This is a genomic window from Spirillospora sp. NPDC052242 (genome assembly GCF_040679555.1).
Classification (GTDB): domain Bacteria; phylum Actinomycetota; class Actinomycetes; order Streptosporangiales; family Streptosporangiaceae; genus Spirillospora.
In genome coordinates, this window is sequence record NZ_JBFAUZ010000053.1 from 22,753 (window position 1) to 45,067 (window position 22,315).

Here is a 22,315-nt window from a genome sequence, read left to right on the forward strand (position 1 = left end):
AGGACGAATCGCCCGATGCCTACCGCCGACTGGCAGCAGTACAACATCGAGTTCCCAGACCGCCAGACGGCTACCGAGGTCGCAGCGCACCGACTTCGTCCCGCACTGGTCGCGGCACAGGAGGCGGGGCTCCTGAACGGCTGGTGGTTCATGCGCAAGCGCCCATGGCGGCTCCGCTACATCCCGACCTGCGACGCACCCGCCACCATCGCCGAACTACTGGACGACCTGGCCGGCGCCGGTCGAATCAACGCATGGACTCACGGCATCTACGAGCCCGAGACCGCGGCATTCGGTGGCGAGGCCGCCATGGACGTCGCCCACATGCTCTTTCACAACGACAGCCTTCACGTACTCACTCGCGCCGCGCAGCCCGCCGTCCCGGAACTGGGCCAACGGGAGACGACGGCGCTGCTGTGCAGCGCGATGTTCCGCGCCGCAGGCTTGGACTGGTACGAGCAGGGTGACGTCTGGTCGAAGGTCGCTGCACTCCGCCCCGCAGCGCCGACGACGCACCGTCCCGAGCTGGTCCAGGCAGCACATCGGCTGATGACCGCCGATGCCCACGATCTGTACGGCGACGGCCCACTCTGCGGCCACGAAGGCTGGATCGCCGCCTTCGAACGAGCCGGGCGCGACCTGGCGGATCTCGCTCGGAAGGGCTTGTTGACGCGAGGGCTCCGCGCCGTCCTCGCCCACCACGTCGTTTTCCACGCCAACCGTGCCTCGCTGCCGGCGGCGGACCAAGCCGCCTTGGCGGCGCTGCTGTCGAACGCCGTCTTCCACTCCGTCCCGAACACGCCGACCGCATCCACCACGACGATTAAGGTCCAACCGATGACTACTCTCAGTAACGATCGAGCTGCCGCGTCCGCCGACGGACTCCGCGCCGCACTGGCCGACCGACTCCGCGACCAGAACGTCCTGAAGACCCCGGCGATCGAGGAGGCGTTCCGGCGGACACCCAGGCACCTCTTCCTCCCTGGGGTTCCGCTCGACCAGGCGTACGCCGACACCCCCGTCTACACGAAGACGGACGGAACCGGAGAGAGCATCAGCGCGGCATCCCAGCCCTGGATGGTCGCCACGATGCTCGAACAGCTCGACGCTCAGCCCGGCGACCGCGTCCTGGAGGCCGGCGCGGGCACCGGATACAACGCGGCGCTCATGGCCGCGATCGTCGGCCCGACCGGCCACGTGACGACCATCGACGTGGACGAAGACCTCGTCGCCGGAGCCCGCGAGCACATCACCGCCGCGGGCGCCGAGAACGTCGACGTCGTCCTCGGCGACGGCGCCCTCGGCCACGCGCAAGGTGCACCGTTCGACCGCATCATCGCGACCGTCGGCGTGTACGAGGTCCCGACGGCATGGCTGGAGCAGCTCACGCCGGACGGGCGCATCGTCGTGCCGCTGCGCCTCCGCGGCACCAACTCCCGAAGCGTCGTCTTCGAGCGCCACGGCGACGGCTGGCGCAGCGTCGACAGCCAGCTCGCCGTCTTCATGCCGCTGCGAGGCATCGGCGACGACGCCCGCCGCTACGTCTCCCTGACGCCGGAAGGAGACGTGACGCTTCAGGTCCACAAGGACCAGACAGTGGACGACCGCGCTCTCGCCGGCGTCCTGGACACCGACCGTCACGAGAGCTGGTCCGGAGTGATGTTCCCACCGGACGTCTCGTTCGAATGGCTCGACCTCTGGCTGTGCCTGCGTCTCGACAACCCTCTGATGAGGATGAACGTCCAGCCCGCGGCCAAAGAGCGCGGCCAGGTCACCCCCATGTTCGGCTGGGGATCGATGGCCACCGTCCACGACCGCGACCTCGCCTACCTCACCATTCGCCCCGCTGCTCCCGGCCAGGACGGCGGCAAGCTCTACGAAGTCGGCGCCATCGGCCACGGCCCGTCCGCCGACCACTTGGTGGACCGCGTGAACGCGGAGATCCGCACCTGGGACGAGCTGTACCGCGACCGCAGCGTCCGGTTCGAGATCCCCGACGCTCCGACGAACACCGACCAGGCCAGAGGTCAGTTCGTCCTGGTGCGTCCCCACCACCCCATCACCGTCATCTGGGAGTGACGATGCTCGATCCGGCCACGGCAGCGCTGCGCTGGTTTCCGCTCGTCGCACGCTCGCGACCACGCTGCTCGCCACTCGACGTCCGGATCAGTGGGCTATGCGCCCTGGCAGATGCCGCCGCCCGGGACCAAGACCCGGCGGCGGCGTCCACCGTCTTCAATCAGGCCGCCCTGCTGGCCTCCGATGTCGGTTTGCACGATCTGGCCCGAGACTGGTGCCACCAGCACGCCGCCGCCTACCTGCGCGCCGTCCCCTTGGACGCCGCGTCCGCACGCCGTGCGCTCGAGCCCCTAGTCAACATCGCCCGCCTGCACATCAGAGCCGGCAATGGTGACGCGGCACTCCAACTTCTAAACGACCTCACCAAGGCGGTCACGTCTCGCACAGACACAATCATCGACGGCCAGCCGCTGCCCGGCTCGTCCCTCACCTCTTCGCCGCGCGACCACGCCCAACTACGCCAGTGGCTCTGGACGGTGAACCTCGCCGACGGAACCCGCGCCCTCACCACCGCGGGCCGCTGGAACGACGCCCTCGACCACCTGCAGCAACACAACGGCATCGGCCAACGAATGCTGGACGGCCGACAGGTCGCTGTTATCGCTCGGATTCTCTCCAATGACCGGGCCGTGGCCGAGCAACTGCTTGCTCAGACGGTCCCGGGTATGGCATGGGAAAATGCAGTGACGGCCTGTCTTGCTGTCCTTGGTAGCTCAAGGGCGGCCCAGGGGAGCAGCGCATTGCTGCAGCACTGTCAAGCCCTGGACTGCCCATCGGACTTGGTGGTCTTCAACACTCGCCTGTGTCTGTTCGCCCTCGGCCTCCTCCGCAACACCGAACATCCAATCGGGGTTCTCGTCGACAACACGGTCCAGCGAGCCATCGGCGCGCGCGATGGATACGCGGCTCGCGAGGTCTTGGCAAACGATACTTGTGTGGCTTCGATCACAAGTCGTCAGGTAAACGACCTAATTGGCATCATCGAAGACTGTGGTCTAAAAGGTTGTGTGGCCCCTCGCGCCTTCCGCGTGGCACTTTTGAAGGCACTCGCCATCAGCAGATCTGTAATTACTGGCATACGGGAAATCGGTCGTCATCGAGACTGATCTCGACTTTAGTGACGGCTTCGGATGACCAATGACCGAGATTACCTTTGTGGAGGTCCAGGGCGTTCTCGTGGACCATCCCCGCTGTGTGCGGGGCCGAGGAGGGTGAGCGCGCGCGGTTCTCCGATGAGGGGGAACCATCCCCGCGTACGCGGGGCCGAGTTCTCGCGCAGGACCGCGACGGGGGCGCTGGTCGAACCATCCCCGCGTGCGCGGGGCCGAGTCTCCCGCGTGAAAAGGAAGAACAAGGCGACGAGAACCATCCCCGCGTGCGCGGGGCCGAGCTCACCAGGGTGAAGAACCGTCGCCACGCTGCCGAACCATCCCCGCGTGCGCGGGGCCGGGGAGTACGAGGAGCTGCCGCGCGACCACGACGGGGAACCATCCCCGCGTGCGCGGGGCCGAGGCGACGCCCCCCGCGATAGCGGCGGTGCGGAGAGAACCATCCCCGCGTGCGCGGGGCCGAGCGCTGCCGGGCAATCCCCGCCCGCCCCTTGGACGAACCATCCCCGCGTGCGCGGGGCCGAGTTCAGCATCCGGATCAGGTCCGCGATCGTCCGAGAACCATCCCCGCGTGCGCGGGGCCGAGTGTGAGCCCCGCAAGGGCGAGCCCGGGGCTGTGGGAACCATCCCCGCGTGCGCGGGGCCGAGGCGACGCCCCCCGCGATAGCGGCGGTGCGGAGAGAACCATCCCCGCGTGCGCGGGGCCGAGCGCTGCCGGGCAATCCCCGCCCGCCCCTTGGACGAACCATCCCCGCGTGCGCGGGGCCGAGTTCAGCATCCGGATCAGGTCCGCGATCGTCCGAGAACCATCCCCGCGTGCGCGGGGCCGAGGTCTTCTTCGACCGGCTCGGCATCGACTTCCTGGAACCATCCCCGCGTGCGCGGGGCCGAGAGGCGGTAGGTCAACATCTCCATGGGGCAGTCCGAACCATCCCCGCGTGCGCGGGGCCGAGCTGACGACGTTGCGGCGGGGCCGCCCGGTCGTGGAACCATCCCCGCGTGCGCGGGGCCGAGCGCTTGACCGTCCAGCGCGGACCGCACGACGCCGAACCATCCCCGCGTGCGCGGGGCCGAGTCTGGCGTGGCCATCTGCCAGGGGCGCTCTCCGGAACCATCCCCGCGTGCGCGGGGCCGAGAGGTCGACCGTCTTGCGGATCAGCTCCTCCTGCGAACCATCCCCGCGTGCGCGGGGCCGAGGCGCGCGGCGCGATCGACGCCTACGCGACGTTCGAACCATCCCCGCGTGCGCGGGGCCGAGGCTCGCCCGGCCCGCACAGCATGAGCGTCAGGGGAACCATCCCCGCGTGCGCGGGGCCGAGCTGTGCGCACAGCTTGCAACCGGTGCACACAGGGAACCATCCCCGCGTGCGCGGGGCCGAGAGGCGTTCACCCTGTGCCCCGACCCGGTGTGGCGAACCATCCCCGCGTGCGCGGGGCCGAGGCCCGCGCCATCCCGGTCCGCACCGACGGCGGCGAACCATCCCCGCGTGCGCGGGGCCGAGAAGCTGTCACGCGCCTGCTCAGTCGACCGGCGGGAACTATCCCCGCGTGCGCGGGGCCGAGTGATCAGGGGTTGGGGCCGGCCGGGGCGAACTCGAACCATCCCCGCGTGCGCGGGGCCGAGCGCCTCGCGTGCGTCGGTCCGCGCCCGGATCAAGAACCATCCCCGCGTGCGCGGGGCCGAGGCCTGCGACCCGCGCACCGTGTCGAACCCGGTCGAACCATCCCCGCGTGCGCGGGGCCGAGGCCTGCCCGTCCTTGTGATCGGTCGAAAAGTGCGAACCATCCCCGCGTGCGCGGGGCCGAGCGCTTGGTGTCCTCGGTCGGGACGTTGGTCCCCGAACCATCCCCGCGTGCGCGGGGCCGAGGACCGATGACAGTCGCGGCCGTCAAAGCTGCCCGAACCATCCCCGCGTGCGCGGGGCCGAGGGGACGACGCCGTACCCCTGCCCCTTCAGCGCCGAACCATCCCCGCGTGCGCGGGGCCGAGGGTCTCGTGGATCTTGCGGCTGATCTGCATCACGAACCATCCCCGCGTGCGCGGGGCCGAGACCGCCCCCGCCCGATCGAAGTCCCCGATCACGGAACCATCCCCGCGTGCGCGGGGCCGAGCGGTACTGGTAGGGGCCGCCGATGAGGATCGGGGAACCATCCCCGCGTGCGCGGGGCCGAGCGCCTCGCTGTCGGGGAGCCGGTCGTCGTCGGCGAACCATCCCCGCGTGCGCGGGGCCGAGGCGATGGATGCGAGTTCGGCCTTGCCAAAATGGGAACCATCCCCGCGTGCGCGGGGCCGAGCACAAATGATCTGGGACCCCAAAGCCGCCCGAAGAACCATCCCCGCGTGCGCGGGGCCGAGGCCTCGTCGACCTTCTTGGAGACGTGCGCGAACGAACCATCCCCGCGTGCGCGGGGCCGAGCGGTCCGGGCTCGCGCCGCAGGCGATGTACCAGGAACCATCCCCGCGTGCGCGGGGCCGAGCCGGACGGACACCCCGGCGGACATCCGCGCGGAGAACCATCCCCGCGTGCGCGGGGCCGAGGGGCGGGAGGACATCCCGCACCTGCAGCACACCGAACCATCCCCGCGTGCGCGGGGCCGAGGCTTTCTGAGCTGGGACTTTAGCAGAGGGGAGACGTTCTTTCATTTAGTTGCGTCACGCAACCTATGCTGGCGACCTTAGTCGACGATCTTGGAGCCTTGAGTTGCGAAACCACAGGCCGTGCCCGTGCGGAGCCGTTGTCAGCGGTTGAGAGATCACGCACTAGGGCCTCTTGCAGGGGCGGAGTTGTCGTCCTGCGGCGACCGCTGGTGAGGGCAGCTCGCCGGTCGACCTCCGGCTTGGCTGCGGGTAGCGGCGCGGCCACCGGATCGCGAAGTAGAGGGCGATGGGCCACCCGATGACGGTCGCGCAGAACAGGACATTGAGCAGGACGATATACGCCAGGTCGTCCGCGCCTCGCGCGAGTGCGATGAACGTCGGCAGGACGGCGAGCACCACCAGAAGCGTGATGAGTCCCAGCCCGAAGATCCAGTCCGACGGGAGCTGCGAGATCATTCTTGCTCTCCAATCGATGCTCAGAGGTTCCGTCGGCGGTTTCGGTCCGGTGTGAGGGCATCGGGACGCCGCGCTGGTGACGTCTGGACGGGCTGCTTCGCGGTCATCGCCAGCGCCTCGTCAATGGGGAACGGGAAGTCCTCGGCGGCGGGCCCGCAGCCGAAGGCGCCGCGTTGCCGAGCGGATTCCGTGGGTACCGGGACGGCCCTGGCGATGATGTGCTCCGGCAGGTTGGTGGTGACCTCCAGGACCGTCCGCAACTCCTCTGGTTCGGGCTCCCGGCCCTCGGCCTGGAGCCGAGCCTTGAGGTTGTCCGCTATCTGGCGCCCACGCTGCTCCTGGCGGGCCTCATCCCACTCCGTGCGGTCGGGGCCGTGCATGGTGGCCGCCCAGTTGTCTCCCATGCCTTCGTGGAGTGCCTGGCGCGGCGCAGCCGGTTCGCCTGTGTGAATGTTCGGATCCCGGCTGAAGAAGGGCGCAGCCTCACGCATCGCAGTGAGCGGGTCCTTGTTCTCGTTCCGGATGCGGTCGTAGTGGCTCATCGCATGCGGATGCAGTTCACGCAGCCGTTCCTCGCACTTGCCGACGGCTGAAGCGGCCGACGCGTTCTCCGGTGCGTACGGGACGGCCGCGCCCCAGACCTCGGCGACGTCGAGCAGGCTCGCCTGGCGGAGCCACCTGCGATCGTGCGCCGGCGACCATCGGGATTGGGCTTCGGCCAGAGCCGTCCTCCGCGCATGTGCCTCGGCGGATTGCTCCGCGAGCCTTAAACGGCTGCGGCGCCGGTCCCATGCTTCTTTGGCGCCGACGGCCAGGGTGACGATCTGGACGATCCGCTGGCCGCTGTGGGTGAGCCCCTCGTTGATGGGATCGGGGTGCTGCTGGGTCATGTCGTTCTCCACTGTTCGTGCGTCATCTGGAATGGGATCGCCGGGACGGTTCCGGTGCGCGTCCCGAAGTGGCGCGCGGCGCTGGGCCGCTGTCTGCTAGCGGCGGTAAAGGGAAGTCATCCGCGGCCGGCGCGACGCCCGGCTCCGGACTGATGGCTGCAGCGACGGCGGCGGTGACCTCGGTGACTTCCACCTGGGTACGAACGGAGACGCGGACGACCTGCCGACTGATCTGGGTGGGCGGCAGATCAGCGATGAGCCGTGCGGCGGCCCGTGCCGCGGTCAGCCGGCTCTCGATGAACTCGAGCGTCCCCCCGAACCGCTCGATCGTCTCATCGACTACCAGGTCGACCAGAGGTGCTGCTGATTGTAGTGCCCCAGTTACGGAGTGGCGTGAATCGTTGGAAAGGAGGTCGGCGGGGTCCAGGCCGTGCGGAAGCACGGCCGCATCGATCGGCCAGGTGACGTCTTGGAAGGTTCGCCATGCGCGCACGGCTCCGGCTCGTCCGGCCGGGTCGCCGTCGAGTGCGATGACGAGTCCCTGGGCGTCGAGGTCCGCGATGGCCGCGAGGGAGCCAAGGTGAGCTGGGCTGATCGCCGTTCCACATGGTGCGACCGCCGCGTAGGTCTGCGGCATGACGGTGTTGACCGCGATCGCATCGAGCGGTCCCTCGACGAGGAGCGGGCGCGCGGGACCTGCGAGTTGTCCACGCACCTCATGCAAGCCGAAGAGGAGCTCGCGCTTCTTGAACAGGGCCGTCACCGGCGTGTTGAGGTACTTGGGCCCCTTGCCTTCGTCCCGTCGGCGACCGATGAACCCGACGACCGCGCCTTCACGGTCACGGAGCGGGAACAGCACGCGATCCCGCAGCACGTCGAAGGGCTCCGCATCGTCCGTCTGCCGCGCGAGACCGGCTTCGACGAGCGTGCGGTCGTCATGACCCAGCTCGCGCAGGTGCCGGACAAGCGCTCTTTGTGCCCTTGGCGCTTGCCCGATTTCCCAACGCTCCTGGACCTTCGCGCTGAAGCCACGGCGGGACAGGTAACCGGTGCCCCAACTACCGAGCAGGTTCCGCCGGTAGAAGCGGTGGGCGTCAGCCAGCGCGGCCAGCAGCTCTTCGCGCTTCGGCCTTGCCTGCTTGCCGGGCTCCAGCGTTGACGTCTCGCGCGGTGCCTCGCTCGCTCCACCAACGGCTATGGTCGCCGGAACTACGGCTGGCTTCGGTGAACCATCTTCCAGCCGACGCCAGAGTCTCATGGCCGTACTGACGATGCGTTCCCCGACCGCTCGGACGGCGGCGGCAGGAGCTGCTCGCGCGTCTGTTCCCGCCCACGACTCCGCAGGTGTGAAACGCAGGTGGTCGACGGGCAGCCCCATCTCGGCGAGCAACAGGTAGGCGACCGAGTCGGCGATGACGCGGCGGACGCCATGGCATCCCGCGGGCTGACCGTGGGCGCCATCCAACTGCCCCTTGGGCTGGATGACGTGTGCGAACTGGTGGGCGAGCAAGGACGCGGCGGATACGTCGTCCAACTCTGGAGGGAGAACGAGCCGCCGACCTGGACGTCCGAGATACGTCCAGCCTCGCCCGCGGTCCACGTAGAGGTCGAGGTCTGCGGCGATCTGCAGCAGCCGCTCCAACCCCTCGGGGAGCCTCTCTGCCGGTAGGTCCAAGGGGTTGCCGTCTGTCTGCTCGATATCGAAAACCGAGCGAACCTTGGCTCGCGTCGAGAGGATGCGGATCCCGGTCTCTCCCCTGCGGACCTGCCGCCCCACCTTCCGCCATCCTTCATACGAGCGGACGTCGGTGGCGGTTCGCCTCTGCGCCGGGATCAGCAACGTGTTGGTGAACCCGTACCGCCCATGCTGGCTCGCGTTCTCCAGCCAGACGTTCCACGGCAGCTTCCCGCTGACGAGGCGGACCGCCGCGTGGGCGGCGATGCCTTCAAGAACGTCCAGTCGCCGCTGCTGCTCCTCCGGATCCGGGGCCGTCATGCCGAACCTCGCTTGGCCGCTTCGGCACGAACGGCGGCGATCATCTCGACGAGCCGATCGTTAGCGATCGTGTGGCCGCGTTCCCGCAAGTGATGCCCGAGGCGGTCTCGGGTGAAGCGGAGACCCGCCTTCTCGACCTCCTGATAGAGCTCGCGAGCGATGGCCATCAGGTCGTCCCCTTCAGGCGTCTTCTCCTCGACTGCCCGTTCCCCGCCGGCGAGACCGGCCGTCAACTCGTCGGGCAACCTTCGCAGTGACAACCGCTCGGTCAGCGGCGCCTGCCACCGCCACGCCCATCGGCCGTACTGCTGCTTGAGCTCCGAGACCGCCAGGAGGTGCCGGTACTCCAGTTCGAGGCCCTCCCTATATCCGGTGATGTGCCACAGCACCATGCGGCGCCACAGCAGCAGGCTGGACATCGGCGCGAGCATCCAGCGCGCTGCCGGAACCCGCTCCACGCGCGTGCCGGACGACAGGCCGACCCAGCGCCGGATCAGGTGCCGTACTCCCTCGACAACGGTGATGAAGAGCATCGGCATCGCGGCGTTCATCACGCTTCCGGCCAGATCTCCGCCCGCCGCCGCGATGTTCACGAGGACCGTTCCGGCGATGTAGGCCCAGGCCACCCAGCGGAGCACCGGCCACGGCAGGTCGAGGTACTCCATCAACAGGTCCCACGCCAGCAGGATCAGGATCCCGACGTCCATGCCGACAGGGACGATCCAGGCCAGCTCGCCAAAGTGCGGCTCGGCCATCTCCCGAACCGTCGCGAAGGACCCGACGCCGCCGAGTACCGCGAGAGCGAGAGTCAGGGGAGCGACGACGATGACTACAACCTTGACGACCGTGGCTCGCATGCCGTCCGGCGACATCGCCTTCGTGACCCCATCGTCGGTAGCCGCGGTCTGCGGCTCGGAAGGCGGCGCTTCCCCTCCATGGTTCGAGGTCAACGCTGACGCCTCTCGCCCATCCAGGCCAGCAGGCGAGCGACGTGCCGCACCTCGTCGGTCGTGCCGAGCAGCCGACCGTGGGCGGTCACGTAGACGTAGGTGTCTTCGGCGCCCGCGCACAGGACGGTCTCCGACCATCCGCCGCTCCGGACCCTCAACTGCCAGCGCCCGTTTCGCGGCTTACGGACCCTCACCTTCGCACCGTTGCACTTCAGCTCGTAGTGGAGGCGGAGCAGACGAGCACGCCGCCTCTTGAGCTCCACCTGCCCGGTGACTCTCTGCCTCATCAGCGATCCCCCGTGACGTCGGCTGATGAACTCAGCGCTCGTTAACTAAAGTCGTTGATGTGACGATGCATCAGCGATCCGAGATGGTCAACCAACATGGATCATCTGGCGTGTCAGGCAACTTTGATCAGAAGGCTGCGCCCGCCGAGGTGGAGCAACAACTCACCGGCCTCGACTTCGGTTTCGAGGTGCAGGGGGCGGCGCACCGCCCATCGATCCTCGTGGAACCGCCCCAAGTGAGGGTGTCCACGAGCGCGGGAAGTCGGCCACGGCAAGACGGCCTGATGTGAACCTGCGTTCGAACGCAGCATCTCGGCCCAGGGGGCTTCCGGTCGTTGCTCCAACGCGGCCGAGGTGCTGGACGGCTCTTCGAGCCGCATCGGCCTGCGCCTGCAGACGCTGGAGTCGGCGGACGTGGGCGATGGTGTCCAACAGCGCGATCAAACTGCTCACGAGCATGAGGACCGTGATCGTCCCTGGATCTTTGCAGCCCGCCAGCACAAGCAACCGAGTCGCTGTGCGCAGGGCGTTTCCCGCGGAGTTCGACCTAGGGATGCGACCGTGCGGTGCACGGGCGGCACGGTCGTAGGCCTCGGCAGCGCGCCGGAGATGCCGGTTTCCGGTGGCCTTGGCTGCAACGTGCAAGGTATCGGAGGCCGCCCAGCAGGCGTCTTGAGCGGCGTACGGGTTCGTGACCATGTGCCTGCGAAGCTGCGCTGTCGCATAGGCCGCCGCACGGGCCGCGTCCTCGTAGAACGACTGCCGCTCCTCGGGGGAGAGATCGTTGCCGGGCACGCGGTCCCGTGGGACAGGCAGCGAAGCCCTCCAGCGCCGTTGCAGGCGAGGAAGGGACAGATCGGCCGCGAGCCGACCGCCGGAGAGCCACAACGGTTCCTCGCCGTCGGAGCGAATCGGCAGTGCGACGGCATAGCCGGTGATCTCGTCCGGTTCGGACTGGCTGAATCGTCGCTTGACCAGCAATCCGTCTTGCTCGAGTCGGCGAAGGAACGCGTCGACGGTCCGTGCTTCGTCCGCCGCCCGGCGGACGACCGTCCGCAGTACGGCGCACGCCGTCCGCGCTGACACGTCCCGTCCGGACAGCGGACCGTGCCCGGGCGAGGGCCGCCGTTCCGGAGTCCAACGGTGACGCAGTTTGGGCAGCGTGAGGTCGCTCGCCAGTTTCCCGCCGCCGTACCAGACGGGCCGTCCGGAGGCGGCGAGATCGTCGGCGAGCGCGACCGCGTACCCCGTCACCTCTCCGGCGGAGCGCGTGCTGTACCGCTTCCGAACAACCACACCATCGGTCTGCAAGCCGGCGAAGAACTCGTCCTCCGTCCGCGCTGCGGCCGCGATGGTGAGGACGTGCCGCCGTAGGATGCTGCGCGCCGGCTCCGGTCTTCCGCTCCGGGCCGCCTTCTCGGTCTCGGCGCGCTTGGGCCGCCGCGCCGCCGTCCGGTCCGCCGGAGCCGTCCGCCGCAGACCGTAGCGTTCCTCGATCGCCTGGCAGGCGTCTCGGACCCGGTAGCCGTCGTTCCAGACTTCTGGACGGTCGCCGTCCTCTCGTGCCAGCGTGGCGACGATGTGCACATGGTCGTCGGCATGGCGCACGGCGATCCATCGGACGCCCGCGGTACCGCCGGCCGGTGCCAGACCGGTGCGAGCCATCACCTCGCGCGCGGCCTCGGCCCACTGCTCGTCCGTCAGGACGGGGTCCTCCGGCGCGGCTCGCAGGGATAGGTGCCACACCGGTTTCCGGTAGTTCCGGTCTCCCAGGAGGGCCATGGGTTGGGAGAGCAGACCATCGAGCTTCCGAAAGTCCCGGACGCCTGCCGTGTTCGCCGCAGGTTCCAGCGCGGCGGGGTCTCGGAAACCTGCCACGATATGAGGGTCGTGGTGCTCTCCGTTGCGTCCGGGGCCGTACAGGTAGCGGATGAGCCCTTGTACTCGCTTGCCGCGGAGCACCTTCCCGATCACGTTCCGCCCATTCGATCAGGGCAGCCGTAGCCGCAAGTCCTCGGCCAGCTCGTCCAGCTTGCGGACTGCACGTGCAGCGGCTTCGGCGTACCACCGCAACTGCGGCGGTGGCTCGCCGGAGTGCATGGCCGCGACCGCCTGGTTGAGGTTCACTCCGATGCGCTGGGCCTGGCCCGCCGCATGCATCACCGTCGCCAGCGCCTCACGTAGCGCGATGTACTCGGGACGCGCACTGCCGCGGGCCGCCGCCAGCGTCGCCTGTGCCGCGAACGCGCCGATGGCGAGTCTTTCGGTCTCCGCCGTCGCGGCTACGATCGCGTGTTCCTCCTCCGACAGCGAGCGCCTCACCGACCGGTCGCGACGTGGCGTCCGGTGCGTTCGCCGATTTCGCCGCACCGTCCGCGCCGCCGCCGGGGTCCGTCCGTCCTCGCCGACCACCGGCCACACCCCTCTGGGATCGCGCTCGATCCCGTCCGCCGTCCGGACCGCGCTCGGTCCGGACGCCATATGTGCACGATTTCCATTTCTTGCCCTGCGGCGGCGGAGCCCGGCGACCAACGCCAAAGCTCCGCCGGGCGCCCGCCGAACGCGGCGACGGCTAACGCATGGCGACTATCGACCCCTCACAGCTCACGGCGTGGTCGCGCTGGATGCGATGTCGAGAAACGCTGCCCTGGACCGGCGTCCGCCTTCCCCTCTCCGGAAAGCACTTCGCCGATGGGTGTAGGGAAGTCCCTCATCGCTGGCTCGACACCAGACTCAGCGGAAGCGGGCTGGTCCGCCACCGTCGCGTGGGTCCCCTCTGCCTTATCTAGGGACTGAGCTTCGTCCTCCACAGCGCTGTGGACGGATGTCAGTGCACCCTGCGCACGGCGGAAGGCCTCGCCGAGCTCGGTCGCGTACTCGTGCGCTCGCCCGAGCGCATCATGCGCCCGAACGGCGGCGACGACGAGCTCGCCGTGATCATGCCCGAGCCGTCCGGCCGAAAGCTCCCGGTCGAGGAAGAGGTCGAGCTGCTCGGCAGTCTGCGCCAGCCCGAAGGAGGCCTGTGCCAGATTCCCCAGGACCGTGTATGCCGTCGTCGGCTGCGTCAGGCTCGGCCCTTCCTGGGTGCGGCGGTTGAGTTCGCGGACATGGTTATGCAGCTCGCCAGCGAGCCGCTCGGTGTCCTCGTCGGTGCGAGTGTCGTGTTCGTCCATGCGAGGTGCCCTCCGGCATCAACGTGAGTCGGACCATCCAGGGACTCCTCTCTCAAGCTCGGAAGCGCTACGGCGGACCTGCCCGCCACCTGACTCGAGCCTGCCCCACACACCCTCCCGTGGCCACGATAAGCGTCAGCGTGTCGTCATATTGCTTTAAGTTGCTGAGTGGATGGGCCTTGGACAGGCCCTGAATGCCTCGGGTCTGGAGCAGGAGCCAACCCCGAGAGCCGCCGCCTCCAGAACCGAGATTGTCCTACCGGGTGGTCACCATGGCCCGAGACCGTCATTAGTGGTTGTTGCGGACTTTCGAGGAGAGCCATGCCGTTTCCGGAGCTTCCTGCCTCTGCGGATGACGAGGTCTTGCTGGTTTCCAACTGCTACGAGGGCGGCAAGGCACAGTGGGGCAGCCTGCTAAACGAGATCGGGGGCCGCCGCGAAGGCGATGTGCTCGTCCTGGAAGGCGGTGAGGTGCGGCTCAGGTTGCTCGAGAACACGGGATGGGCCCGCATGCACGGCGGAAACCTGCCGGCACTCGTCCCGACCGGTGGTTCGGCGCAGGCAGTAGTCGTATTGGCGGACAGCCTCGTGGTCTACGGTGGCGGCGGCCCATTGCTCGTGGACGTGGCATCGATACCCGGCCGTGGTGTGCGCGTCCGATCGGGTCGGCTGGGCGAGATCCTGACCGCGATGCTTGCAGGCACGCTCACGTTCGACCATCTAGTGCGTGACATGGACACGAGCGGCGTTTACCAGGGCGACGACGGCCGCCCGGCTTTCCCCGCTCCGGCGTGGACACCGCACCGGAGCTTCCCGGCACTGCCCGCTACGACCGAAGCTCTTCTCGTCCGCACCTCCTTCGATGACGAGGACGGGTGGCAGGCTTTGCTCGCAGAACTGGGCGGGATTGACGAGGACGGTTGGGTCGGCGCGGATCTGGACCCGGAAGAGATCGACGTAGAGAACTACCCGCTGACCGCCTTGGTCGTCGACGACCGGACCTATGAAGACCTCCACCCGGGCCAGGTTCCGGCACTGGTCCCGCCCGAGAAACACACCACGCTGGTCGCGCTCGCCGACACCAGAACCTTCACCGAACCCGGTTGGCCGCTGACTGTCGTCGACCTGTACGAAACCCCAGGGCAGCCCGCCGTGCTGCCTTGCCGCAAGGTCGGGTCGATGGCGTGCAACCTACAGATCGCCAACATGGACTTCCGCGACTACGTCGCCCGCGAGGGCACACGGCCGTGGTGGGAGAACTCCTGAGCTTCACGTCAGGACGGAACCGGAGCCTCTTCCGGTGCCTGCTTGGCGGTGGTCGGCCTGCCGAAGTTTGCGCGGAGTGCCACGATCGTGCCTGCGGTGGCGGCGAGGGTGAGGAGTCCGGCGCCGAGGGAGGCACTCTGCGGGCCGATGCTCTTCACCAATGGTCCGGCGACCAGGAGGGTGACGGGCATGAGCGCGTACCCGGCGATGATGTTCCAGCTGTTCACACGGGCGAGCACCTCGGGAGCGAAGGTGTTCTGGAGCGCGGTTGTCCACAGGACGTAGAACACCGCTTGGCAGGCTCCCGGGATGAGGCCCAACGCGGCGATCAGGGGCCAGGGGGTTCCGGAGGCAAGCAGGGCCATCGGGATGGCTCCGGCGGCCGGAAGGGCGGCGGCCACGAGCACGAGGCGGGCCGGCTTCCATCTCGCGCCGATGAAGGCGCCGATGAGCGCGCCGACGGCCTCGGTGGCCGTGATGATTCCCCACGCGCGTGCTCCGCCGTTGCCGTCGTCCATATAGACCGGTCCGGCGATGTCGACGTAGCAGACCGTCGCGATGATGACGGCGGTGTTCTGGACGGTCAGGATCCACACCCAGCGGTGGGCGGTGAACTCTCGCCAGCCGGTGCGCAGGTCGCGCAGGACGCGCGTTCGATCGTTGTGCCAGCGCGTGGTGTTGAGGCGACTCAGGAGGACCGCGCTGACCGCGCACAGGGCGCCTCGGGTGGAGGCGGCCCAGCCTGGGCCGAGCATGGAGACCACGAAACCGGACGCCGCGAGTCCGGTCAGCAGCCCGACGGACTTGGTCTGGCTGATCAGGGCGTTGCCCGCTGAGCGTCCGGTTCGCGAGAGTAGATCGGCGATGATGCCGCGGATGGTCGGCAGGAACATCGCGGTGGCCACGCCGGACAAGAGGGCGAGTCCGCAGAGCAGGAGCAGCGGCGCTTCCCCTACGAGGAAGCATGCGCCCAGGCCGAGCCATGCGACGCATGTGATGATCTCGGCGGTCATCAGGACATGGTGGCGGCGGAAGCGGTCACCTGCCAGGCCGCCGAAGAGGACGAGCAGTGCCGGGGCCGAGTTGCAGGCGAGGACGATCGACAGACCGCCCGGCCCGTATCCGAGGTCCATGACGCCCCAGGCGAGGGCGAGCTGCCCGAACCCCACACCGATGCTGGATAGCAGACGCGCGAAGAAGAGCGGCGCGACGGAAGGCTCGGTGAACAGAGCCAGGGGCGAAAGGACCTTGAGCACGGGTTACTGCCTCACACGTGTTGCCTCGTCGGGAAAGACCGCGGTCGTTACTGCGTCAGGAGGTGCTGGATCAGGAAGTCCGCGACCTGCTCGTAGGCCCGGAGCTCGTTCGCGCGGTTGGTGAATCCGTGGCCTTCATCGGCGAAGACCTCGTAGAGGACGTCGACGCCCCTGGAACGCAGGCGGGTGACGAGCTGGTCGGACTCTGCTTGGGGGACGCGGGGGTCCCGGGCTCCCTGCAGGATGAGGAGCGGGGCCGTGATGTTGTCGGCGTAGGTCACCGGTGAGCGGCTGGTGAGGCGGTCTGCATCGGTGACGGGGTCGCCGAGCATGGCTTCGACGAAGTGCTTCCAGGTGGGCGGGGATGCCTGGGCGAGGGTGACCAGGTTCGTGGGGCCGCACAAGGACACCCCGGCCGCCCATGGGAAGGGAAGGCGGGCCAGGCACGAGAGGGCTGCAAACCCTCCGTAGGAGCCGCCCATGACGGCGACGCGGTCGGTGTCCAGGTCGGGGGTCGCTTGCAGGTAGCGGGTGGCGTGGTCGAGGTCGTCCAGGTCGATGCCGCCCCAGTCGCGGTAGATGAGGCGCTGGTGGGAGCGTCCGTAGCCGGTCGAGCCGGCGATGTTGGGGGCGAAGACGGCGATGCCCTTGTCGAGCAGGTATTGGAACAGGCCGGTGCGCGAGTAGCGGGGGCGCTCCTGCGCCTCGGGGCCACCGTGGACGAAGAGCAGGACGGGGTGCGGCCCGGGCTTGCCGGGGCGGTAGAGGAGTGCGTGGACGCGCCGGCCTCCGGACGCCGGGTAGGTCACCGGCTCGGGTTCCACGGGGCGGACCGCCTGGACAGCAGGAGGGCGGGTGTCGGTGAGGTAGCGGAACCCGGTGCCGGGGGCCAGGACGGCGACCTCCGTCGGACGTGCCGGGGTGTCGAGGAGCAGGGCGACGGGAGAGGCTTCGGGGCCGAGCGCCATGGTGACGACGACGCCGGTGGGGATGTCCGGCAGGGGCAGCGGCTCGCCGCAATGGCGGGCGTGCAGGATGGATCGTCCGTCCTGGTTGACCGACCATAGGAGGGTGTCACCGGCGACATCGATGTGCTCGACGTCCCAGTCGTGCTGGACGACCGGCTCCATGACGGCGTCATCGATCAGGTAGCGCGCGGCCGCCTTGAACTCGCCCCACCGGTCGGTGATCAGGTGGAAACCGGAGGAGTCGGCCATCCAGGGACCGGGTTCGTACAGCCCTTCGCTGTGCTCGCCGGTGATGCAGAACGGCTCTGCGTCGCCCTGCAGGTCGATGAGGTACAGGGCGATGTCGCTGTTGCTGCGGAAGCCCGCGGTGAGCAGCCATCGCCCGTCCGGGGACAGTTCCGCCGGTTCGAACACCACTCCCGGCGGCGGCACGAAGCGTCGTTCGCTCTCGTCGTCCAGGTCGCGGACCAGGATGTCCTGGACGGTCGGGTCCCGGTCGTTGGCGGCGTAGGTCAGGTAGCGGCCGCTGGTGTCGAAGGGGGAGGACGCGAGGATCCGTTGGCAACGCGGGCCCGTACTGATGTCGGTCGGCTGCTCGTCCTCCAGCCCGATGCGGTACAGGCGGTACTGCTCGTCGCCTTCGCGATCGGCCGTGAACACCAGGTTCTTACCGTCCGGCGCCCAGGCGATGTTGCGCACCGCCTGCCCGGCGAGGTGCGTCAGGCGCCGCGGCTCGCCCCCGACCACGGGAACGATCCATAGGTCGAACTGGCCGCTCGCATTCCCCGAGTAGGCGATCCACGTGGCGTCCGGGGAAAGGGCAAGGGTCGCTTGGAAGCTGTGTCGGGGGACGAAGTCGCTGTAGGAGGACATGGCACGCCTTTCCGCGTTCATTTGATCCAGCCGCGCCGGACTGCGGCGGCGCCGGCGGCGAAGTGGTGGTCGGCGCCGAGCATGTTGCGAAGGGCCGTCGAGTGCCGCCGGATCGTCGAGATGCTCACACCCGCACGCGTGGCCATCTGCGCGTCCGTCAACCCCTCCACCAGCATGTTCAGAATCTTCTTCTGGATGTCGGAGAGCGGACTGTCCGGGTTGGCGGCCCCGAACGGCGTCGCCCGCTCCCACAGAAACTCGAAGTACTCGCGAAGCGCACCGATGATGACGGACGAGCGGATCAGCAGGGCACCCGTCATGCCGGTCGGAGTCAGCGGAAGCAGCGCGATGGCATCGTCGGCCAGCTTCATCTTCATGCCGATCCGAGGCAGCAACCGGGCCTCCTCTCCGGCTTCGACCGCGACCTCGATGGTCTTGAGCCCGACGGGATGCTCCGCGCAAGCCGTTTCGTAGATGGCCCGGCATCTGACATGGCCCTCGAACGATGGCGGCGGCGGGACGGCGGTCAGTTCGTCCATCGGGCGTTCCACCGACTGGTTGTCCAGCGTCATCCACTCGTGCCTGGCCGAGCTGATCAGGCCGCGCGCGACCCGTCCGATCTGTTCGCGGTCGACGATGATCTGCACCAGCCGCTCGGTCGAGCCGTCCATGGAGGCCGGCAGCGGGTGGGTCTCCGCCATGCGGCGATGGCCGGTCAGCAGCCGTTCCTGCTCTGCCACCATCCGGCGCGAGAGCTCGGCGAGCGTGCTCTGCAGTGCCAGGTCGGGGGGAACCGGAACCAGCCGCCGAGGCAGTCCCGGACCTGAGGACCGCACGAGCGCCATCCCTTCCTTGACGAGGGCTTCTACTTGCTCCACACCGTCAAGCAGATCGGCTGCCTCCTCCTGTTCACACCCGTCCATTCGCAGCAGCCGCATGTAGAGGTCCAGCAACTCGTCGGGAACGATGTCCTTCAGTAGCCGCTTCGCCGTCTGCTCGGCTTCTATGTGCACGCGCCACCTCCTCGGGTACAGAGAGTAGCTATACCGAACCGGCGTGTTACAAGAACCGTCAGTGACTGTTTCTGCTCAATGAGTAGAAGTGGTCAACCTTGCGGTCAGCGGCAGGACCCCCGCCCCCATCGCCGATCTCACGTCGGCGAGCGGCCGAAGCACCGGCACGGGGTTGACCACTTCTCGCCATGACGAGTTTCGATCACGGGTTTGACCTGCGCACTTCCGGTTCCATCGTGCTCCGGAAAGCCAACCCGACCCGGGAGGTCACAACATGAACGTCCTCACCCGTACCTGCCCGTGCAAGCACGCGACGGCGAACAACCGTCCGCAGCAGTGCGCGTCCTCCGACACGACCCCGGCGCGCCCGCACACGCGGGAACGCATCGGCACGGCGCTTCGACAGCGCATCACCAGCCGACTCCGGACGCCGTCCCCGCCCAGCGGCGATGCCGTCGAACCGCTGGCCCTGGCCTTCGGACTGCCCCGCGGGGCCGGCTTCATCGGCGACGGCGCCGACGGACTCCTACGTGCCGCCTTGACCGAAGCCCTCACCGGCAAGGTCGGCGTCTCGTGGATCATCGCCACCGGCCACGATCTGAGGTGCCTGTTCGGCGACGCCTTCGACGACACCCTCGTCGAAAGCCTCGCTCCGCGCCTGCACGTGGTCGACACCCTCGAAGAGGCCGCCGAGCGTCTGGAGTTCGAGGCCGACGTCATCCGTGCCCTCGACGTCAACGATCGCCCGTCCTTCACCGTCTCCACGGTGCTGTGGTTCACGGTCCCGGGCCCCGACACCGACGTCGTCCACGACACGCTCCAGAATTGGCCCGGCACCGGCCTCGTCCCGCTCATCGCTGGCCACTGGCCCTACGGACCGACCCACCTCATCGACTCCGACGGCCCGCGACCACTCCCGCACCGCCCGATCAACCTGCTCACAGCACAGCAGGCAACGACCGAACTCCAGGCCGCCTCGGCGGCCTGAACCGTACGGACGCTGTGAGTCTGGAGCATTCTGGGCTCACAGCGCTGTTCGGTCATTTCATTGGTGCAGATCGACGTCGACGCGGGACACCGGCGGACCATGCACGCATGCGGGCCGAGGGTGCCCTCCTGGCGGGATACCGGACGATACCCGCGTGCGCAACGCCGACCGAGCGCGACGCCGAGCATGCCGACCGGAAGGACGGACCATCCCCGAGTGCGCGGGGCCGAGCCCGGCGGCCCCGCCGTCATCGCCACCATCCAGGAACCATCCCCGCGTGCGCGGGGCCGAGATCCCCGGCGGGTCCTGCGACCTGTACGACACCGAACCACCCCCGCGTGCGCGGGGCCGAGGCGCGGCCGACCGGGTGCGTGCGCCAGTCCCGGGAACCATCCCCGCGTGCGCCGGGCCGAGCCTTCCTCGGTGACCTCCTGGCAGGGCCCGATAGAACCATCCCCGCGTGCGCGGGGCCGAGACCTCAACCTGTATGCAGACGTCGCCCTCACGGGAACCATCCCCGCGTGCGCGGGGCCGAGTCCCTCGGAGAGCTGCAGCGGGCCCTCAGCGACGAACCATCCCCGCGTGCGCGGGGCCGAGCCCTTCTGCGTCGAGAACCCGTGCGCCCTGCCGGAACCATCCCCGCGTGCGCGGGGCCGAGGAGACGTCTCGTCAAGGACGGTCGCTAGGTCCAGAACCATCCCCGCGTGCGCGGGGCCGAGATCCGGGCCCCGGGGGAGAGACGAGCGGGACGCGAACCATCCCCGCGTGCGCGGGGCCGAGGGCAGAGACGCCTGGAACACCGCCGCCCGGTACGAACCATCCCCGCGTGCGCGGGGCCGAGGCGCCGGGGATCAGCAGCTCGGTGCGGATGACGGAACCATTCCCGCGTGCGCGGGGCCGAGGCGTCGATCACCGGCGTGATGACGGTCAACGCGGAACCATCCCCGCGTGCGCGGGGCCGAGCGGGCGCGGGGTGAGTGGCAGTCGCTCGTCCGGGAACCATCCCCGCGTGCGCGGGGCCGAGGCGTCGATCACCGGCGTGATGACGGTCAACGCGGAACCATCCCCGCGTGCGCGGGGCCGAGCCGTCCGGGGCCGCGAGCAGCTCCGCACGCTTCGAACCATCCCCGCGTGCGCGGGGCCGAGGGCGCGGCGGACCTGCCGGTACCGGGGCACGCGGAACCATCCCCGCGTGCGCGGGGCCGAGCGGGCACTCCATCGCTACTACCTGCAGCGCGGGGAACCATCCCCGCGTGCGCGGGGCCGAGGGGTCGTCACCGGGCGCGTACTCGTACTGGTCGGAACCATCCCCGCGTGCGCGGGGCCGAGAAGGACGGGAAGCCGACCCCGCCGAACCTGGAAGAACCATCCCCGCGTGCGCGGGGCCGAGCCCTGGACGGACGCCCACGGGTCGCTGCCGTCGGAACCATCCCCGCGTGCGCGGGGCCGAGAGGACGGTCAGTCGGCGCGCCAGTCCCAAACGCGAACCATCCCCGCGTGCGCGGGGCCGAGGCGGATATCGGCGTCCCGGACCGGCCACGCCAGGAACCATCCCCGCGTGCGCGAGGCCGAGCGGGCCGTCTCTGTGCGCGTCCCCGAGGAGCACGAACCATCCCCGCGTGCGCGGGGCCGAGCAGAACGACGTCGTCGACGGTGGCCTCCGCGGGGAACCATCCCCGCGTGCGCGGGGCCGAGGCGCACCCGGCGTTCCCGCCGACCCACCCGGGGGAACCATCCCCGCGTGCGCGGGGCCGAGGGCGAAGGGTGACGGCCGGGCTCCTGAAGTCGAGAACCATCCCCGCGTGCGCGGGGCCGAGCTGGCCACCCGGATCAGCAACGCGATCGAGAAGGAACCATCCCCGCGTGCGCGGGGCCGAGAACCGGCTGGAGGCCGGCGGGTGGGTGAAAAGGGAACCATCCCCGCGTGCGCGGGGCCGAGCCGAATCGACCCCGCCCGCCGAAAAGTCATCCGGAACCATCCCCGCGTGCGCGGGGCCGAGGTCCTCAACGGCTACCGAGGCATCATCGCCGGGGAACCATCCCCGCGTGCGCGGGGCCGAGGCCGTGACCGACTACATCGAGACCTATGACGACGAACCGCCCCGCGTGCGCGGGGCCGAGCTGGACAAGGACGGGCTCAGCTGTCAACGGCCAGAACCATCCCCGCGTGCGCGGGGCCGAGTCGTCCGGGCCCACCTCTTCATTGTGGGGGTGGGAACCATCCCCGCGTGCGCGGGGCCGAGCCGGAGCGGGCGGCCTCCACCACCCACGTCCGGGAACCATCCCCGCGTGCGCGGGGCCGAGGTGCCGGGGGCCCGCGGGGTCTGCGGAAGAAGGGAACCATCCCCGCGTGCGCGGGGCCGAGTGGGGGATCTGACGGCCCGGGTACGGCTCCGGGGAACCATCCCCGCG

At 69.2% G+C, this 22,315-nt stretch carries 15 protein-coding genes and 2 CRISPR repeat arrays (1 of these 17 cut by a window edge); of the genes, 4 read left to right on the plus strand and 11 right to left on the minus strand.

The genetic code is table 11. The annotated features are described in order from the left end of the window. Positions 1–15: 15 nt before the first annotated feature. Together fxlM and AB0L25_RS33425 are read left to right on the plus strand one after the other, a co-directional pair. On the plus strand, positions 16–2,079 hold the full coding sequence (fxlM, locus tag AB0L25_RS33420; protein ID WP_500176752.1) for a methyltransferase, FxLD system: 2,064 nt from the start codon (positions 16–18) through the stop codon (positions 2,077–2,079). A 2-nt stretch (positions 2,080–2,081) separates the two neighbouring features. After that, complete coding sequence (locus tag AB0L25_RS33425) at positions 2,082–3,185, plus strand: hypothetical protein (protein ID WP_500176753.1); 1,104 nt, start codon at positions 2,082–2,084, stop codon at positions 3,183–3,185. Positions 3,186–3,319: 134 nt separating this feature from the next. Then, positions 3,320–5,788: a CRISPR direct-repeat array (repeat unit 28 nt; unit sequence GAACCATCCCCGCGTGCGCGGGGCCGAG). Between the two features lie 161 nt (positions 5,789–5,949). Here AB0L25_RS33425 and AB0L25_RS33430 read toward each other — a convergent pair. The 8 genes from AB0L25_RS33430 to AB0L25_RS33465 all read right to left on the minus strand — a co-directional run bounded on the left by AB0L25_RS33430 (position 5,950) and on the right by AB0L25_RS33465 (position 13,539). Further along, complete coding sequence (locus AB0L25_RS33430) at positions 5,950–6,243, minus strand: superinfection immunity protein (protein WP_500176754.1); 294 nt, start codon at positions 6,241–6,243, stop codon at positions 5,950–5,952. A gap of 20 nt (positions 6,244–6,263) precedes the next feature. After that, positions 6,264–7,133 carry a hypothetical protein gene (locus AB0L25_RS33435; protein WP_500176755.1) on the minus strand — a complete coding sequence of 290 codons (870 nt, stop codon included), beginning with the start codon at positions 7,131–7,133 and terminating at the stop codon, positions 6,264–6,266. 22 nt (positions 7,134–7,155) lie between these two features. Beyond that, entirely contained in the window at positions 7,156–9,129 is a 1,974-nt protein-coding gene (locus AB0L25_RS33440) for a toprim domain-containing protein (protein ID WP_500176756.1), read from the minus strand. Beyond that, entirely contained in the window at positions 9,126–10,079 is a 954-nt protein-coding gene (locus AB0L25_RS33445; RefSeq protein ID WP_500176757.1) for a DUF2637 domain-containing protein, read from the minus strand. Before AB0L25_RS33445 ends, AB0L25_RS33440 begins: the two co-directional genes overlap by 4 nt. Beyond that, the gene (locus AB0L25_RS33450) at positions 10,076–10,366 is read right to left on the minus strand and encodes a hypothetical protein (protein WP_500176758.1); all 291 of its coding nucleotides are present in this window, start codon (positions 10,364–10,366) and stop codon (positions 10,076–10,078) included. Before AB0L25_RS33450 ends, AB0L25_RS33445 begins: the two co-directional genes overlap by 4 nt. Positions 10,367–10,528: 162 nt before the next feature. Further along, positions 10,529–12,340 (minus strand): relaxase/mobilization nuclease domain-containing protein, encoded by a 1,812-nt coding sequence (locus tag AB0L25_RS33455; protein WP_500176759.1) that lies wholly within the window; start codon positions 12,338–12,340, stop codon positions 10,529–10,531. A gap of 15 nt (positions 12,341–12,355) precedes the next feature. Then, entirely contained in the window at positions 12,356–12,778 is a 423-nt protein-coding gene (locus tag AB0L25_RS33460; protein WP_500176760.1) for a hypothetical protein, read from the minus strand. Between the two features lie 185 nt (positions 12,779–12,963). After that, on the minus strand, positions 12,964–13,539 hold the full coding sequence (locus AB0L25_RS33465) for a hypothetical protein (protein WP_500176761.1): 576 nt from the start codon (positions 13,537–13,539) through the stop codon (positions 12,964–12,966). Positions 13,540–13,860: 321 nt separating this feature from the next. On the opposite strand from AB0L25_RS33465, the gene AB0L25_RS33470 reads away from it, so the two are divergent. After that, positions 13,861–14,805, plus strand: a complete 945-nt coding sequence (locus AB0L25_RS33470; protein WP_500176762.1) for a DUF6924 domain-containing protein — start codon at positions 13,861–13,863, stop codon at positions 14,803–14,805. 8 nt (positions 14,806–14,813) lie between these two features. Here AB0L25_RS33470 and AB0L25_RS33475 read toward each other — a convergent pair whose 3' ends face one another. The 3 genes from AB0L25_RS33475 to AB0L25_RS33485 are packed head-to-tail and all read right to left on the minus strand — an operon-like array spanning position 14,814 to position 18,915. Next, the gene (locus AB0L25_RS33475; protein WP_500176763.1) at positions 14,814–16,061 is read right to left on the minus strand and encodes an MFS transporter; all 1,248 of its coding nucleotides are present in this window, start codon (positions 16,059–16,061) and stop codon (positions 14,814–14,816) included. 47 nt (positions 16,062–16,108) lie between these two features. Next, positions 16,109–17,902: a S9 family peptidase gene (locus tag AB0L25_RS33480; protein ID WP_500176764.1), complete on the minus strand. Its 1,794-nt coding sequence runs from the start codon at positions 17,900–17,902 to the stop codon at positions 16,109–16,111. Positions 17,903–17,919: 17 nt separating this feature from the next. Continuing rightward, positions 17,920–18,915, minus strand: a complete 996-nt coding sequence (locus AB0L25_RS33485; RefSeq protein WP_500176765.1) for a hypothetical protein — start codon at positions 18,913–18,915, stop codon at positions 17,920–17,922. Positions 18,916–19,189: 274 nt separating this feature from the next. Here AB0L25_RS33485 and AB0L25_RS33490 point away from each other — a divergent pair, with 274 nt between their 5' ends. Beyond that, a complete protein-coding gene (locus AB0L25_RS33490; protein WP_500176766.1) occupies positions 19,190–19,903 on the plus strand; it encodes a hypothetical protein in 714 nt (237 codons plus the stop codon). Between the two features lie 203 nt (positions 19,904–20,106). Beyond that, positions 20,107–22,315: a CRISPR direct-repeat array (repeat unit 28 nt; unit sequence GAACCATCCCCGCGTGCGCGGGGCCGAG); it runs 1,540 nt beyond the window's last position.